Origin of the sequence: Polaromonas hydrogenivorans, assembly GCF_040105105.1 — a bacterium.
Lineage (GTDB): Bacteria > Pseudomonadota > Gammaproteobacteria > Burkholderiales > Burkholderiaceae_C > Polaromonas > Polaromonas hydrogenivorans.
On sequence record NZ_CP157675.1, the window covers coordinates 1,120,628 to 1,137,866 of the forward strand.

Genomic DNA, 17,239 nt, shown 5'->3' on the forward strand with positions numbered 1-17,239 from the left:
TCGCTTTGAAACACACACGAAAATTGTATGCGCAAGGTGTTGGAATCGTCACCTCAGCGCTACACCACAACCATGGCTCATTCATTGCCAGTTCGGCAGCAGTGCAACTGCTGCCTTTGATTTCCGCACCCATAGTATCCCGACTTTATTCACCGACAGCGTTTGGTGCTTATGCGGTATTTTATGCGCTGGTTGTCATCATAGGATCTGTAGCATCCTTGGCCTTTCATAATGCCATTTTGCTGGAAGAAGATGACCGTGCCGCTGTGCATGCGGCGCTCCTGTCCTTCGCTGCAACTGTTGCAACAAGTGCTGTACTGGCTATGGCTTTATTCGCGATGCCTGAATACTGGTTGCGTTGGGCAGTCGGTGCTGACACGATATCCATATTGCCTTTACTACCGTTGACCGTGATGACCTCAAGCGGCTACATGTCACTTTATACTTGGTGTATTCGTAAAGGATATTACCAGCAATTAGCCAGAAATAAGGTCATTCTTGGAGTCTCCACCATGCTGATCCAGGTTAGTATAGGTTTGATGAGGCTAGAGGCTGTCGGTTTTGTACTGGCTAATCTGCTAGGGTATGTCTTGGCGAATTTTCTACTTTATCGACTATTTCATATCGATATAAGTTCATCCAGACCAGACATGAATTTCGGATCCATCAAGGCACAACTCAAAAAATATAAAGAATTACCGCTTTACAGTGTGCCAGCGACCCTGCTCAACACCCTGAGTTCGCAATTGCCCGAGTTCATGATCAACAAGCTGTTTGGCGCACATCAGCTGGGGCAATATTCCTTGGCGAATCGCATGGTTAATATGCCTTTATCTTTCCTGGCCAGTTCGATATATGATATTTTTAGACAAAAAGCTTCAACTGAGTTTACTTTGTCAGGAAGTTGCAAAGTCACATATGGCACTTTTCTAGCATTGATGATATTGATTTCGGTGGTTTTGCTTGTGCCGACTGTATTGATTGTTCCAGAGCTTTTTCCTCTAATATTCGGCAAGCAATGGAATCAATCAGGCTATCTGATTCGTGTCATGGTTTTTCTGTTGGCTGTTCGTTTCATATCCTCGCCATTGAGTTATATATGGATAATCAGGGGAAAGCAGAAAATGGATTTTTTATGGCAAATCGGGCTTTTTGTAATAAGTGCTGCTGCTTTTGTATTTTCTCACATTTTATTTCAGAGTGATTCCTTGCCAAAAGCCCTCTTTATGTACAGCACCATGGCCGGTTTCTGGTATGCATTTTGCATTTACATTTCATTTAAATATTCAAAGTAAATATATGAACTACAGAGAAAATCTGCATACTGATATTTTGCATAAGCATCCACACCAGGAATGTGTTCGATGCGTGATGGATACATCCGATCCATGGATAGAATTCGATGAACATGGTGTTTGTAACCATTGCAAAATGTATGACAGCTATATCGCTGAATTAGGTACACCAGATGAGAAAATGAGCGAATTGAATTCGCTGGTTGCTCATTTAAAAAATGCTGGCAAGGGTAAAGAATACGACTGCATCATGGGACTTAGCGGAGGTGTGGACAGTTCCTACCTGGCTTGGTATGCGGTGAAACAGTTGGGGTTGAGACCGTTGGCCGTCCATGTGGATGCCGGCTGGAATTCGGAACTGGCGGTTAACAATATCCAGAATATAGTTCAGCGGCTAAATCTTGATTTGCATACTGTGGTGATGGACTGGGAGGAAATAAAGGATTTGCAGCAAGCCTATTTCCGTTCTGGAACTGCCAATCTTGACGTGCCGCAAGACCATGCCTTTATAGCTTCCCTCTACAGGGAGGCCAGGAAATATGGCATCAAGGATATTCTGAGCGGCGGTAATATGCAGACAGAATCAATTCTTCCTGCGGCATGGGGATATGATGCCGGTGATCCGAAAAGCCTGCTGGCAATCCATAAAAAATTTGGCAAGCATCAACTGAAGCACTTCCCGATACATTCAACATTTGATAAATTAATTTATTATCCACTAATCCGCAAGATGCGCACGCATCGGCCACTTGAGTGGATTGATTACAACAAATTCGCGGCAAAAAAAATATTGATGAAAGAGCTGGGCTGGCGCGATTATGGAGGCAAGCATTACGAATCAGTGTTCACGAAATTTTTTCAGGCTCATTATCTTCCCGCCAAGTTTGGATATGACAAGCGAAAAGCCCATCTGGCCAGTCTGGTGGTTTCCGGGCAGATGACAAAGGAGGAAGCAAAAATCGAGTTGGAATTTCCTCTTTATAATCCAATTGAATTAAATGAAGATAAAATATTCTGGACAAAAAAGCTAGGATTAAACATGCTGGAATATGAAAGAATCATGGCCGAGTCACCAAGATTTTATAGCGATTATCCTAGCAATGACAATTTATATAAATGGATGCGTAAAAATCTGCATTTTCTGAGTGGCATCTACAAAAAATTCAGATAAAACCATGAATAGCAAAGCCAATTTGCATCTTTTCCTGTCAGAGGTACTTACCGAGACAAGGCTCTTCAAAGAAGCAGAATTCACTCTGTCAAGACAAATTTTTGACAGGGTGGTTGTCCTTGGCCTTTGGAAAAGTCCACTTGATACTACCGAGAAGACGGACTACGGTTTGGAAATCGTTCGCAAAAAAACCCTGCTCAGAAAATATAAAAACTCATATTTGATAACCAGCTTAACTTATCTTAGAAAACTTTTGGCCGCATTGAGTTTGATTGAATATCTTTTTGCTGCCATTTCTATATCATTAAAGCTGAGGCCATCACATGTCAGCTGCCATAATTTAAATCTGCTTCCTGTGGCTTGGATTTCTGCGATAGTGGTTAATGCTAAATTGATTTATGTCCCGCATGAACTGGAGACGGAAAGAACAGGATTGCATGGTATTGCAAAACATTTTAATAGGTTCATTGAGTGGATGTTTGTACGGTCTTGTAAAGCGGTGATTGTTGTTTGCCAGCCTATCGCTGAATGGTACATCAGTAATTACAGGATGCGGAATGTTTTTGTAATTCGAAATATGCCGAATTTGGCTAATATTTCAAATACAACGAATGAAGTTAATTTATTTCGTTCCGAGTTTCATATAAATGATGAAAATCCGATATACATATACCAGGGTGTTTTGGAGAGGGAACGGGGGGTTGACGGTCTTGTCAGTTATTTCTCCCGGCATAAAAACAAGCATCTGGTACTAATGGGTTATGGTGATATGGAACCGGAAATTCGTGAAGTGAGTGCGAATTTGAATAATATTCATTATAAGCCAGCGGTTGACATGCAGGATATTGTGAAATATACATCTAACGCGGACTATGGATTGTTTGTGGTTAACGGATCGCTTTCGCTGAGTTATAAATATTGCCTGCCTAATAAATTTTTTGAATACCTCCATGCTGGCATTCCGGTGGTGGTTTCCAGGAATATGACTTATTTGTCATCAATTGTTGAATCTTTGGGTTTAGGGCTGGTCTTGGAGCAAGGGGATTTGAGCTTGCTTGATGCTATTGAAAAAGTCGATTACCTGGATATGGTAAAAAATATTGTTGCCTACAGGAAGACATGCTTTTGGGAGTGTGATGCAGTGATCTATTCACAAGTTTATTCATGATTGTGAATGACTTTAAGTAGTCATATTCAGATCGGCTTATCACATGAGCTTCAAGATTGGATATTTCAAGGGCTGACTGATGTGTGGAATTTTTGGTATTTTTAAGGCATGTCAACCGGGTGATGGTGCGTTGGAAAAAATGATCGACTTCGGGCTGGATGTACTTGGCTCGCGCGGCCCCGATGGTCATGGTGTTGCTCAGGAGCAATTCGGTGGATTTGATGCGGTTCTCGCGCACACACGGCTCTCGATCATCGATCTCTCAGAGCATGGCCACCAGCCCATGCTGGATGAAGCATCGAACTGGTGCATCACCTACAACGGCGAGATTTACAACTATCTCGAAATTGGCGAGGAGTTGCGCGCGCTAGGCTGGACGTTTCATGGACATAGCGACACTGAGGTTCTGCTGAAGGGCTGGGCTCAGTGGGGGCTGGATGCGCTGAACCGCTTCAATGGCATGTTCGCCTTTGCCGCCTTCAATCGTGCGTCTGGCGATATTTGGCTTGTCCGCGACCGTTTTGGTGTCAAGCCCTTGCTGTGGGGGAATTTGCCCGATGGAGGCCTGGTTTTTTCATCCTCGGTTGCCGCGGTTGCCAGGCTTGTGTCGGCCGACGTTGACGTTGCATACTGCGCCCGCGGCGTTCGCTACAAGGCCTTCGAAGTGCCGGGCTCCGAGACGCCGTTCAATGGCGTCAACTCGGTGCCGGCGGGCGGATGGCTGCGAATTCAGCTTTCGGATGCCGGGCTGAAGATGGCGCAGGGTCGTTGGTACGATCTCAAGAAAGCAGTGGCCTGCAGGGTTTCAAGCATCGAATCCCGCACCGATGAGGACGTGCTGGAGGAATGCCGGCAGCTGCTCGAAGACTCTGTTCGGATCAGGCTGCGCAGCGATGTGCCGGTGGCTGTGTCGTTGAGCGGCGGTTTGGACTCCTCTTGCATCGCCGCACACGCTTCGCGCAATATTCGTGACCTGAAGGGCTTCACCTATGGTTCGCCCGATGCCTTGAGTTCGGAAGGCCCTGTGGTCGCCGCGTTTTCGCAGAAAGTGGGCGTCACCGCCGCGTACATCTGGCCCCTGCACGACGCGCGTGCGCTGGACGAGTTGCTGGAGCGCTCGTTGACATTTCAGGAGGCGCCGTTCGGTGGGCTCAGTGTGCTTGCGCAAAACGAGGTGTTCCGGACGGTTCGGCAGGCTGGTTTCAAGGTCTTGCTGGGTGGGCAAGGCGGTGACGAGATTTTTGCCGGATACCGCAAGTTCTTTGTCGTGGCGACGCGGGATGCCCTGAACCGTCGTGACATCGGTGGTGCGGTTCGTCTTGTCTATTCTCTGGGGCTCATGCTGCTCCATGAAGTCGCTCAGGCACGGGTGTACTGGCAGGGGCTGAGTCGCTACAGCAACAAAACGAGTTTCGGGTTCAGCTTGCTGGATTGGCATTCGCCATCCGTGAACCTGTGGGGGAGTGCGCAGGGCACACTTTCCGAACGCCAGATGGATGACATCCAGCAGTGGAGCATTCCCAGCCTGCTTCGTTTCGAGGATCGCAATTCGATGGGGCATGGCGTTGAGACCCGCCTGCCATTCATGGACTATCGATTGGTTGAACTGGCGTTGGCATTGCCTGCCAGGCTCAAGATCGCCAGAGGCTACGGTAAATGGACGCTAAGGCGCATCACCGATGGCGTGGTTCCAGACCTGGTTCGCCTTAATCGCAAAAAGCGGGGGTTTGACGTTACCCAGTCCTGGATCGAGGGCGGCATCGGTGCAAGTCTTCGTGCCCGTATAGATGAGCACCGAAACATCCTGGCACCTTATATGAAGAAAAATGTGAATTACGGCCAGTTGCTGTCGGATTCGGCCTTGGTGCAGGATAGAAACCTTCTGGACGAGGCGCTGATGCTGGCGTGGCTTGCCAAACCAGTGCGCTTGCCAGATCTGCATCGGACCGATGCATGACGCGAGTTTGTCACCTGTCATCAGCGCATTGCGGGCTTGACGTTCGCATCTTTTTCAAAGAGTGCGTGTCGCTGGCGGAGGCTGGTTTTGACACCCATCTTGTGATCAATGCGACGCCTCTGGAGGTTGAAAAGGCGGCAGTGAAAGGTGTGAAACTGCATCCCTTGAGGCCTATTTCGGGGCGTTTTTCGCGCATGGTCCAGCAAGCCTGGCAGTGTTACAAGCTCGGCAAGCACCTCGATGCGGATATTTATCACTTCCATGATGCCGAATTGATTCCTTACGGCATCTTGCTTTCGCTGGCAGGCAAGAAGGTCATTTACGACGTGCATGAGGATCTGCCCAAAGACATCCTTTCCAAGGACTGGATTCCGCGCTGGGCGCGCGGGAAGGTAGCCGGTGCGGCAGGTGTACTGGAGCACCTGGGCGCGAGAAGCTTCTTCTCGATTGCAACCGCAACACCTTTCATCGCCAGGCGCTTCAGGCTTATGAACCCGAAGTCCATGGACATCAACAACTATCCGCTGCCAGATGAGCTTGCCCGGGCGCTTGCGCCGGTTGCCCGGAAAAGGCAGGTTTGTTATGTCGGGGGGATTTGCCGCGTCCGGGGCATCCGGCCTTTGATTGAAGCTTTGCCCTTGTTGCCAGATATGCGCCTGGTCCTGTGTGGCCGGTTTTCAGAAGCAGATTTCGAGCGCGAGCTGTGTGCGCTGCCTGGATGGGGGCAGGTTGATTACTTGGGCTACGTTGATCGGGATACCGTGGGCAAGGTCATGGCGGAATCAATGGCAGGAGCGGTCACGCTATTCCCAGTTCCAAATTACCTGGATTCGTTACCCATCAAAATGTTCGAATACATGGCGGCGGAACTGCCGGTCATTGCATCAGACTTTCCGCTATGGCGGCAGATCATCAATGATGCTGACGCCGGGCTGTGTGTCGATCCGCAATCACCCGCAGCCATCGCGTCGGCAATTCGCCGGCTGGCCGATGATCCGGCGCTTATTGAGCACATGGGAAAGTCGGGGCGCCAGGCGGTGTTGAGCAGCTACAACTGGCCGACTGAAGCGGACAAGCTGATCAAGTTCTACAAAGACCTGATGTGAAGGCCATCGTCGCAGTGGCCCAAGGAACTGGGCGCGCGTCAGCATCCTCGTTCGGCCGCTTCGAGCGGCTCACAATATAAAACTTCCGGTTTTGCCGGGGATGGTTGTTTTAAATGACTGATAAAAATCATCAGAAGCTTTTTATTTTTGACCATGCATCCTATTTACCCAATGGAAGCTCTCCGCAGCGGCACTATGCGCTGGCCCGTGAACTTCTCGGGATGGGCATTAAAACCACGTTAATCGGATCAGGCTTTGACCATAGGTCAGGAAGAAACATAAAATTTGATGGTTTAAGTCTTTGGAAAAGCCAGATAGTTGACGAGGTCAGATATGTATGGCTTCGATTGCCAGTCTATAAAGGGTTCAAGGCACGGGTTCTGAACATGATTTTTTATCCGCTGCTCGCCATTTTATGTTTTTTATCTGGTTATTTGGGGCGGCCAAAATGTGTTGTTGGGTCATCGCCTCATTTGTTTGCAGCACTGGGGGCAAATGCGGTGGCCTTCCTGGCTGGAACAAGATTTGTTTTGGAAATACGGGATTTGTGGCCTGACTCTGCTGTGGATGTGCTTGGGTTGAATCGTAAAAATCCATTCGTTTTCGCCATGAGAGTGGTTGAGAAACATTTATTTTGTTCAGCAGATCGCGTGATCAGTGTATTGCCCGGAATAGCCAGGTATGTGAACGATAAGAAATTTCCGATAAAGCGCCATCCGGTCTGGATTCCCAATGGAGTTGATCTGGGGAATTTTCCCGCCACAATCAGCTATGCAAGTCGGGTTGAAGGGCAAGTCGTCTATTTTGGTGCAATCGGACCCGCAAACAAGCTGGATATGCTGCTGCGTATATGGGTGGAGATTGAAAAAATCTCAAGCCATATGTCTTTGCAAATTATAGGAGATGGACCTTCGTTGCCGGGAATCGTTTCTCAATGCCGTGAACTTGGCTTGAAAAGAGTGAAATTCCTTGGTTTTTGCAAGGATAAATGTGAACTTTATTCGATAGCATCCAAGGCTTCTGCTTTTGTTCTTGCAGTTCCTGTACGCCGTATTTATGAGTATGGCGTCAGCATGAACAAGATTCCTGAATATCTGGCCCTTGGGCGGCCTCTGATTTACCTTGGCTACGGACTGGATGAAAATCTTGGTTCAAAGCCCTTTGCCCTGGCGATTAATGATGCGGACGATCAGAAAACCGCATGCAGGATTGTTGAGTTCGTCGCTCATGCCGCAGGCCAGGAAGGAATGATGAAGGATGCGCGTCTTTTGGCCGAGCAAATGTATTCATACACAAGCTTGGCAAAGCACTTTTATCAGGCTTGCATGGACTGTGTCCCAATCAAGTCATAACGAAATCATTTGTCCAGGACATAGTGGGGATTTTTGCTCGATAAATTCAAAGTTTTGGAATAAAAAATAGCCGGCCCTGAATAATTCAGGGCCGGCTATTTGAGTATGACGTGCGTACTTTGCTTATTATTTATTAATACTCATAAGCGCCAATATCGACTGCCGCACCACGTGGCCGTGGCGTACCATCAAGATCAATGAGCGGTGCATTGGTGGCAAGTCCCTTGTCAATGGCGGGTGAGGTGCTCTTCAGGTGATAGTTTCCACCGCCTGTACGGATATAGTTGGTGAACTGGGGATCGACACTTGGCATGCTTGAAACCTGATTCAGCGAGTTGGGTGAAAGGTCAAAGTTTCTGGTGTTGCGATAGACAAGGTTGTTTTTGAAGGAATTACTTCCATCTTCGGAGGCGATAGGTCCTTGAATACCCCCACCGTTATCATAAATAATGTTGTTGTGAACTTCATGGCCGGATATCGGGCAGTTGCTGCTGGTGTAGGCTTCCGTGCAACCGCCGTACCAGATGCCATAATTGGCGTTTCCAAAGATGGTGTTGTTCACGACTTTTACATTATGGGAGTCATGCCCCATGTTAATGCCTTGCCCGGATGCATAAACCATGTTGTTCTTTACGGTTCCGGTGGAAGAGTGATAAATGCCGTGGAACCAGCCGCAACTGCCACCTACGTCATGAACAGTATTTCCGGTGAAATCATAATTACTGAAAGTTTGGCCTCTGCCCTGGTCGGCCAGCATGCCAGCGCCGCCGTTACTATTGCATTGCGCATTGACTCCGACGTGATGAACCCAGCTGTTCTTGATTGAGGAGTTGCCACCCGTGAGGCGCATTCCGATGGTGGCTGTACTGCTGCCGCTTCCATCAACCTGGAATCCGTCGATATCGGTATAACCACCATCGGCTTTCCACATCGATTCCGCAGTGCTGGCGGGCACGATTTTCGCGCCCCATTTCGTGTCTGACACATAACGGATTCTGGCCGATGCCGTGCCGTTGACCGTGGTGGTAATGGTTTCGGCGTAAGTGCCGGGCGCGACATGGACCGTGGTTCCAGGCTTGACCACGCTCGCCGCCTTCTTGATGGTGCGGAAGGGCGCTGCCTGCGTACCCGGATTGGAGTCGGAACCCGTGGTCGCAACGTAATAGTTATTGGCGCTGGCCGTGGCCGTGGTGGTGGCCGTTGTGGTGGTGGTTGGCGTTGCTGTCGTGGTTGTGGTTGGTGTCGTCGTCGTAGTTGTGGTTGGCGTTGGCGTTGCTGTCGTGGTTGTGGTTGTGGCGGTTTGGGTGTTACGGTGGCGTTGCCATCTGTTGCCGTATTCGGTGGCGCCAAAAGCGGTCAGGGTGCTTGTCGCCGCAACCAGGATGGCCGCGCTGCGCAAGGTACGTGAAATTCGAGGACTTGAAAAAGGGTGGGCAGGTGATTTGATCAAGGTAGTTCGAATGGCGAGCGCGGTAGGTTTTTGCATGTTGATGAGAACAAGAAAACGACTGGATTAGTCAAAGTGGGTACCCCGTATTGGGTAGTGCTTTTAGGTTAACTTGTTACGTTAGCTCGACAGTAAGAAGATGTGCGTGCGCCTGCACCATGCCGTGGCGGTGCGTGCGCGGCGGCTGCAATGCCTGAATGCGTATTGCCCTGAGGGCGGCCGAAGTCTCGGTCCGATACGGCTTGTTTCGAGTGCTGGCGCGGTGTTGCGCGGTTTGACGCAGGAACGGATTCCTGGAACATCGGCGATGGATGAGCTTCTTGCAAGTCATGCAAGGCAAACCCAAACGGCTACTTATTCAAGGTAACAGAAACTGTAAGTTGATGAAAAAATTGACAAATCAGAACAAAGAAAAACAAATGGATACAGATGGGCTCTGCAAGTATTTCGGCCAAGATTTGGAATGCGCAGGTAACTTTTATTGCTATATTTTTAATAGCTGTAAAGGCATGATATACCTGCGCAAAAGCCCTATAAGCTACAAAATTTGAAGTAAAAAGTGTGACATAAGTGAATTCCTCCGAGAAGGCTGGATTTCACTTCGCCGCCTCCACCTTCACGCGCGCGTTCGGCGCTTCGCCAAACATCTCGGGCGCGTACAGCGCTTCGACGCGGCTCGGGGGCAGGGCGAAGCTGCCGGCGTTGTTCAGCCGCACGGTGTAGTCCAGCTTCAGCACGCCCTTGGGCAGGTATTCGTAATAGCTGCGAAAGGCCTCGAAGCTGCGTTCCTCGAACGCCGGCCAGCCCGCACCGGTCTTTTTCTCGCCGCTGGTGGCGATTTGCGAGTCGCGTCCCAGTCCGCTGCCCAGAATCGTCGCGCCGCCAGGGATCGGGTCGCTGATGGCGACCCAGGTCATGTCGGCCGAGGCGTTGATTTCGAGCGTGATGCGCAGCACGTCGCCGCGCGTGTACTGGCCCTTCACGGCCTGCTCGACCGGGGTGATGGTCTTGCTGATCTGGTAGCCGGCGCTGAACGGGGCTTTCAGTGGCACGGCGGCCAGCGACTGCAGCGTAAGCCACGGCTTGCCGCTGCCTTCATGCGTCACCGCCAGCGTGTCTTTCGCCGGGCTGCCCCAGGGCAAAAACAGTGTGTTGTTGCGCAGCATGCCGGGCGCGGCCGGTGCGCCGAAGAAAGTCGTCTGGTGCGCGGCGCCCGAGGCATCGGCGGCCGTGATGCGCTCGACCTTGCGCCAGTCCACGCTGGCAGCTTTTGCCGTAGCCGCCGCGCTGGCCAGCGCCGCCTGGGTCACGCCCGCCACCGGCACGGCTTCAAACTTCGCCGAGAACTTGTCCAGCGCCAGCCCGCCCCAGAGGTTGGCTGTCGTGGTGTGCCACGCGCCGTTTTGCTGGCGACCGATGAAGCCGTTGGCCAGCCGGGCCATGTCGTCCTTCCACGCCGCATCGTCCATCACGGCCAGCATCAGGCGCGCCGTGTTGACATCGCTGTTGACCATCAGCCACCACCAGTAATCGTCCTTTTCGGTGCTGAACACGAGCTTGGTGCCTTGGTAGGACAGGCGTGACCTGAGTATCTGGCTGGCTTCGAGCAGGCGCTGCTCGCGCTGCGGCACGTCGGCCACGCGCTTGAGGATGTTCAGCCAGTCGATCACCGCATGCGTCGGCCACTGGTTGGGCGCTATCGTGATGCTGCCCGTCATGCGGCCCTGCGCCTTGCCGTAGCGCGACAGCGCTTCGAGCGCGGCCAGCTTGCGCACGTCCAGGTCCTTGCGCGGGCTCCAGAAGTCGCGCTGGATGCGGCCTTCGACGAAGGCGATCAAGCCGCGTTCCATCGGCGCGCGCGCCTCGTCGGGCAGGGCAAACGCCGGGTTGATGCCGGATGCCTCGTGCGTTGCGGCCAGCAAATAGGCCGTCAGCGTGTCGCTGCCGCGCGCGGCGTCGCCATCACGCGGCGGAAAGTAGCTGGCCAGGCCGTCGCTGTCGAGGTAGCCGGGCAGTTGCGCCACCACGGCCTGCCACAGCCTGCCGTCGCGCAGGCCGACCGCCTTGCTGGTTTTCTGCTCCAGGCAGGCAAACGGGTAAGCGGCAAACCAGTCGCGCACGCCGTCCATGCCTTCGGCGAGCCGGGGTTGCAGCGACAGCTTCAGGCCGCCACGGCCGGGCAGGGCGTCGGCCGGCGGGTTCACGTCGAGCCTGAAGCTGCCATCGACCTGCACCAGCGTGGCCTGCTGCACCGTCAGCGGCACGGCCGGAATGATGCGCTGGCTGGCTTTGAGGCCATCGCGCGCGCCGCTGAGCGTGTCTTTTGCCTGGATTTCCCATAGGATGGCTTGGGAGCGCGTCAGCCCCAGCTGCGCCGGTGCAGTGACATTCCAGGCCACTTCTCGCGCCTCGCCGGCCGGAATGTCCACGGTTTGCGGCTTGAGGTCGAGCAGCGTCGCGCGCGGGCTGACCTCGACCTTCATCGCGGTTTTCGTCGTGTTGCGCAGCGTGACCTGCGCGCGGAACTGGTCGTCCTCGCGCACCAGCGGCGGCAATCCGCTGATGATCTGCAAGTCCTGCGTCGCCTTGATGGTTGTCTGGCCGGTGCCGAACAGGCCGGTCGATGCATCGGCGACCGCGACGATGCGGAAGGTCGTCAGCGCATCGTTGAGCGGCACGGTCACCACCGCCTGCCCCTTGGCGTCGAGCTGCACCTTGGGGTTCCACAGCAGCAGCGTGTCGAGCAGTTCGCGGGTGTTGCTGCGCCCGCCGCCGCCGCCCGCCGCCACGGCCTTGCGGCCGTAATGCCTGCGGCCGATGATTTCCATCTGCGCGGTCGCAGTTTCAACACCCCAGGCGCGGCGCTGCAGCATCGCGTCGAGCAGGCCCCACGAGGTGTTGGGCATCAGTTCGAGCAAGGCTTCATCGACGGCGGCCAGCGCGACTTCCGCGTTGGCGGCGGGCTGGCCGTTGGGCAGCTTGACTTGAATCGTCACCTGCGCCTGGCCGCGAACCGGGTAGCTGTCCTTGTCGGCTTTCACGCTGACATCGAGCTGGTGGGCTTTCGTGCCGACGCGGATTTCCGCCACGCCCAGCCGGAAGGCGGGCTTGCTCAGATCGACCAGCGCCGTCGGCGCGACGTATTCGCGGCCTTCGTACCAGAACGAGGTCCACCACTCGCGCGGCGCCTTGAAGCCCCAGGTAAAAAAGCTGTACCAGGGCACTTCGCGCAGCCGCCCGCGCAGGGCCAGCACGCTGACATACACGTTCGGCCCCCAGCCTTCCTTGACCTGCAGGCGCACGGTCGGGTCTTGGCCATTGAGCTGCACCACCTGCGTTTCAATGATGCCTTCGCGCTCAATCGCCACCAGCGCGGTGGCGAAGCGAAACGGCATGCGCACCTGGAACACGGCGGTCTCGCCGGGCTGGTAGCTTTTCTTCTCCGGCAGCAGGTCCATGCGGTCGTGGTTTTCGCCGCCGAACCAGAGTTCGCCCTGCCGGGTCACATACACCGAGCTGGCCGCCTGGATGCTGTTGCCGTCCTTGTCTTTCGCCGTCACGACGAGTTCGACCTCGCCGGGCTCGCCCAATGTGGCCTCGCACAGCAGCAGGCCGCGCGCGTCGCTCTTGCCGCTGCAGACGCTGCCCAAGTCCTTGATGTCGGTCTTGTTGTCGTAGGTGTAGAAGCCGCCGACCATGCGCTTGCGGCTGGTGGTGACGATGCGGGCCACGGCCTTCACGTCCAGCGCGATGCCGGCGGCGGGCTTGCCGTTCAGGCCAAGGGCCAGCGCCTGGAACTTGACCTTCTGGCTGCTCGATGCCCAGCCTTCGGTCTTGATGCCGGCCACCACGCCGGCCGGCCAGAGCGTCGAGACGCCGCGCAGCGTCTGCACTTCGCCGTTCGGGTCGGCATAGCTGGCCTCTAGCAGCAGCTCCTGCGCTTGTTTCGCGGCCGGCACGCCCGTGATCGTGACCTTACCCGCGCCGTTGCGGTCCAGCGTCAGCGGCAGCTTGTCGGCAATCACGCGCTGGTCCTGCGCGGCGCTGGTTTCTTCCTCGCCTTCGGCGTTGTCAGTGCGCTGGGCGCGCGGCGGCGAGAAGCTGAATTCCTCGTAGTCGCCGTAGCTCAGGGTCTTGCCGCGCACCAGCGCCGACACGCGCACCGGCAGGTTCACGGCGGGGCCGCCGGCCACGTAGCTGACCTGCACATCGGCGGGAACGGCCTTGACATTGACCAGCGCCTGCTGGTTGACGGGCGTGATGCGCCCGGCCAGCACCGGCAGGCGGAATTCCTCGACGCGGAACTGCCCGCTGCTCAGGGTTTCTTCCTGGTTGCCGTCGCTGGTTGCGCGCAGGCCCTTGAGCTGCACGTCGTACAGGCCGAGCTTGGCGGCGGGCGGAATCGCAAAGCTGTTTTCCGCGCTCTGCCCGCCGGTCGCCGTCTTGCGCCATGCCACGGCCTGCGTGTACTGCTGGCCGCTGCCGGTGTGGGTGATCACCAGCGTGGCCGGCTTCAGGTCGGGCAGGCCAAAGCCCTTGCTGGTTTCATTGCGCAGCAGATGCTTCATCGACACGGTTTCACCGGCCCGAAACAGCGTGCGGTCAAAGATCGTGTGGACGCGCGTGTCGGGCACCGGGTCGCTGCTGGTCGGCACATTGAAGCGCCAGGATTCGATGCCTTTGTGCCAGTCGCTCCAGGTAAACGCCATGTCCTGAATGCCGGCCTGCGTGGCCCGGGCGCTGACAAAGTAGGCGTTGCCGCCCTCGTCGCCGGAACACCGGGGCGGGTCGGACGACAGGCCGGTGAACTGGGCAATGCCCTGCGCGTCGGTCGTGGCCTTGGCCAGCTCGACGCCCTGGCAACTGGAGACGCGCACCAGCGCACCGGCCACGGGCGCGCCCTTGTCGAGCGTCGTCACCCAGGCCAGCGCGTTTTCGCGGCCGAGCTTGAAGTGAACGCCGAGGTTGGTGACCAGCGCCGAGGTGCGCACGTACATCGTGCGGCTGGCGCCGTGGCGCTCGTCGAGCAGCGACGCGCCGAGTTTTTGCGAGGCGATCTCGACCACGTGAAAGCCGGGCGACAGCGGGATGCCGATGACTTCGAACGGGCGCAGGGCATTGGCGGGTGCCGCGCCGCCGCCCGATGCGGCGGGCTGGGGCAGGTCCAGCGTCTTGACGCCCGGCTGGCCGCCCAGCAGCGACACCATGCGCGACTGCACGGAATCCCTGCCTTGCGCATCCAGCGCCTTGGGCAACGGGCTTTTGCTGTCGGCGGCAGCCAGCTTGTGGTCCACCTCGTAGCGCTCATAGCGCTGCACCTTGCGGAACCAGGCAATGATGTCGGCATCGCCCTGCGGCTGCAGGTCGCTGACCTGGCCGGCGGCCAAGCCCTTGACCTGCAGGGCGGCCTCGACATTGCGCAGCGTGACCGGCAGCAGCGCCGGGTCGCCGGGCCTGGCGCCCGGTTCGGCAAAGCGTTCCAGAATCCCGAACGGCGCGGCGGCGAACTTGGCCAGCGGCGGCATGGCGCCCGTGGCGAGCTTCATCGGAAAACTTCCGGCATTGGCGAGCGTCCGGCCCGAGGCGTCCTTGAAGTCCCTGGGCAGTTCCAGCGTGAACCGGCCGAGTTCTGCAAAAAGAGGCTTGAAACTGATGTCGGTCACGACGCTGTCGCCATCGCCGGCTTGCGCTTCAAGCGCCGGCTTGAATTCGCTGCTGCCCGACTTCAGCCGAATCGCCTCGGCCAGCTTGCGCGCCACCGGCGCATTGAAGTTCAGCCGCATCGGGCGAATCGGCAGGCAGGCCGACTGGGCGTTTTCCCGTTCGCAGCTGAAGCTGGCGGTGAACGGCTCGCGCACGGTGAAGTCGTAGCGTTTCTCGACGCTGTTGGGAACGCCGCTGGGCGTGCTCACGCCCTTGCCATAGACCAGTTGCACTTTGGTCGCGGGCGTCAGGCGCCGGTTGCAGGCCAGCGTGGCGTAGCGCAGCGGGTCTTTGACGGCGGCCTTGTCCAGGTTGTGCGACTTGAGCAGCGCCTCGCGTTCGGCGCCGTCGATCAGCCGCACCGGCACCCGCTCGCCCAGTCCCTCGACGGCGCACCAGACGTTTTGCAGGACGCTGGCCTGCGTCGCCGGCCCGTTGAGCTGCAGCACGAAATACTGTTCTTCGTCGATGGGCTGGTAGGTTCCAGGGCGCAGGTTCTGGATGAACGGCCCGCCGCTATTGAATTTATAGCTGTTAGCGCCCGCCAGTAGTGCGGAAGAGGGCGATTTGAAGCCTGAAACGGGTGTCACGGTGCAGCGCACGCCCGGCGGCAGGTCATTGGCAAACTCAAACGCCCATTCGCGGTCGCTGATCCAGCGGCCCGCGCCTTTGCTCGCTTGGGCGTCGCTGCAATTGAGAGTCAGCGGCGCGGGCGCTTTCGGGTCGCCGAAGTTGATGGCAGCTTCGTCGAATTTGGCGACGACCTGCCGGATCTGGGCGACTTCACCTTGCGGCGAAAGGCTGGTGATCTGCAGGGCCTGCGCCTGCAGGGCGGCGGCTGCGGCCAGGGCAGCGATTATTTTTGTAAGGACGCGGGCCACGTTTTCTCCTTGTCGGGCGCTTGAGCGTAGCCGATTAGGGAGTCAAAAAAGGCAGTGATCCGCGTTGATTGGCTGGCGGGCGGCGTTTTCCGGAAAACGGCTTTGTGCGTTTCCGGGGGCGGTAAACCTTTTCGGTGCTCAAGCTATAGTGCAAATACCGAATTCGCTCCCCCGATCTGATCCAGCAAACGGATGCATGGTAAAGGCGGGTTGCGGGGTTTCAGGGGAATTTCGTAAATGGAAAAATAACCAGTTCATGATCGCTAAACGCATGTCGCACCAGTTCTACTCAGTTCGCAAAGGCACAAATCCGAACCTTAATGGGCTACCCCTTCGAGAAACGCTTGGCCTATTTGTCCGCCTGTACAACCAACTGCATGAGGATGGGTATTTTCACGAGGCATTCGGATTCGTCTGCGTGGACGCGGGTGACGTGCCAGGAAAGGTCCGCGACCCTGAGTTGGAAATGCTGTTGACGATACGGAAGACTGGCCTTTGGCCAATCCATGAGAAGGCCCCTTTTTACAGTGAAGACGACTTCTTTGATGTACTTGAGTTCTTGCATTTGTACGTCTCGAAACCAATCGACGGCACGATGCATTCGTATGCACAGTGCGGAATGCACTGGGAGACCTTCAATAAGGTATTGGGTCAGGCGGAGTTTCGATCACGGATGAATGCAGTGCTCGCGCACTATGAACACCGCTACGAGCTGTCAGCAAACGGAGAAGTACTTCATAAGCCCGAGGCCGGTTTTGAACCAATCTTTGACGCGGACCTTCCGTCGAAGGACCAAAACGTACTGTCCCGCGTAAGCGTTGCCGTTTTGCGATATCGGAGGCACGGCTCAACGCTCGACGATCGGCGCCAAGCAGTACGCGACCTCGCGGACGTACTTGAGTACTTGCGTCCACAGGTCAAGACGCTTCTCACGAGTGCCGATGAGAAAGATCTCTTCAACATTGCAAACAACTTCGGCATACGGCATCACAACGATAAGCAACGCACAGCATATGACGCGGGTATCTGGTTCAGTTGGATGTTCTATTTCTATCTTTCAACGATCCACGTCGTGTTGAGAAAGATCGAACACGAGGGCCGTAAGTGAGCCTATCCCATCATTCCGACGACCACTGAATTAAGAGGGCAAGATTCGTTG

General features: G+C 55.4%; 9 protein-coding genes. 7 read left to right on the forward strand and 2 right to left on the reverse strand.

The window, feature by feature from the left end:
- Positions 1-5 precede the first annotated feature (5 nt).
- The 6 genes from ABLV49_RS05330 (at position 6) to ABLV49_RS05355 (ending at position 8,049) form a co-directional block, all read left to right on the forward strand.
- Positions 6-1,295 (forward strand): lipopolysaccharide biosynthesis protein, encoded by a 1,290-nt coding sequence (locus tag ABLV49_RS05330; protein WP_349280594.1) that lies wholly within the window; start codon positions 6-8, stop codon positions 1,293-1,295.
- A gap of 4 nt (positions 1,296-1,299) precedes the next feature.
- Positions 1,300-2,466: an N-acetyl sugar amidotransferase gene (locus ABLV49_RS05335; RefSeq protein WP_349280596.1), complete on the forward strand. Its 1,167-nt coding sequence runs from the start codon at positions 1,300-1,302 to the stop codon at positions 2,464-2,466.
- Between the two features lie 4 nt (positions 2,467-2,470).
- The gene (locus tag ABLV49_RS05340) at positions 2,471-3,634 is read left to right on the forward strand and encodes a glycosyltransferase (RefSeq protein ID WP_349280598.1); all 1,164 of its coding nucleotides are present in this window, start codon (positions 2,471-2,473) and stop codon (positions 3,632-3,634) included.
- Positions 3,635-3,713: 79 nt separating this feature from the next.
- The gene (gene asnB, locus ABLV49_RS05345) at positions 3,714-5,591 is read left to right on the forward strand and encodes an asparagine synthase (glutamine-hydrolyzing) (RefSeq protein ID WP_349280599.1); all 1,878 of its coding nucleotides are present in this window, start codon (positions 3,714-3,716) and stop codon (positions 5,589-5,591) included.
- Entirely contained in the window at positions 5,588-6,697 is a 1,110-nt protein-coding gene (locus ABLV49_RS05350) for a glycosyltransferase family 4 protein (protein WP_349280600.1), read from the forward strand. Before asnB ends, ABLV49_RS05350 begins: the two co-directional genes overlap by 4 nt.
- Positions 6,698-6,810: 113 nt before the next feature.
- Complete coding sequence (locus tag ABLV49_RS05355; RefSeq protein WP_349280602.1) at positions 6,811-8,049, forward strand: glycosyltransferase family 4 protein; 1,239 nt, start codon at positions 6,811-6,813, stop codon at positions 8,047-8,049.
- Positions 8,050-8,182: 133 nt separating this feature from the next.
- Here ABLV49_RS05355 and ABLV49_RS05360 read toward each other — a convergent pair whose 3' ends face one another.
- Together ABLV49_RS05360 and ABLV49_RS05365 are read right to left on the reverse strand one after the other, a co-directional pair.
- Complete coding sequence (locus ABLV49_RS05360; protein ID WP_349280603.1) at positions 8,183-9,535, reverse strand: choice-of-anchor Q domain-containing protein; 1,353 nt, start codon at positions 9,533-9,535, stop codon at positions 8,183-8,185.
- 557 nt (positions 9,536-10,092) lie between these two features.
- Positions 10,093-16,080 (reverse strand): alpha-2-macroglobulin family protein, encoded by a 5,988-nt coding sequence (locus tag ABLV49_RS05365; RefSeq protein ID WP_349280605.1) that lies wholly within the window; start codon positions 16,078-16,080, stop codon positions 10,093-10,095.
- A 256-nt stretch (positions 16,081-16,336) separates the two neighbouring features.
- On the opposite strand from ABLV49_RS05365, the gene ABLV49_RS05370 reads away from it, so the two are divergent.
- Positions 16,337-17,188 (forward strand): hypothetical protein, encoded by an 852-nt coding sequence (locus ABLV49_RS05370; protein ID WP_349280607.1) that lies wholly within the window; start codon positions 16,337-16,339, stop codon positions 17,186-17,188.
- Positions 17,189-17,239: the final 51 nt, after the last annotated feature.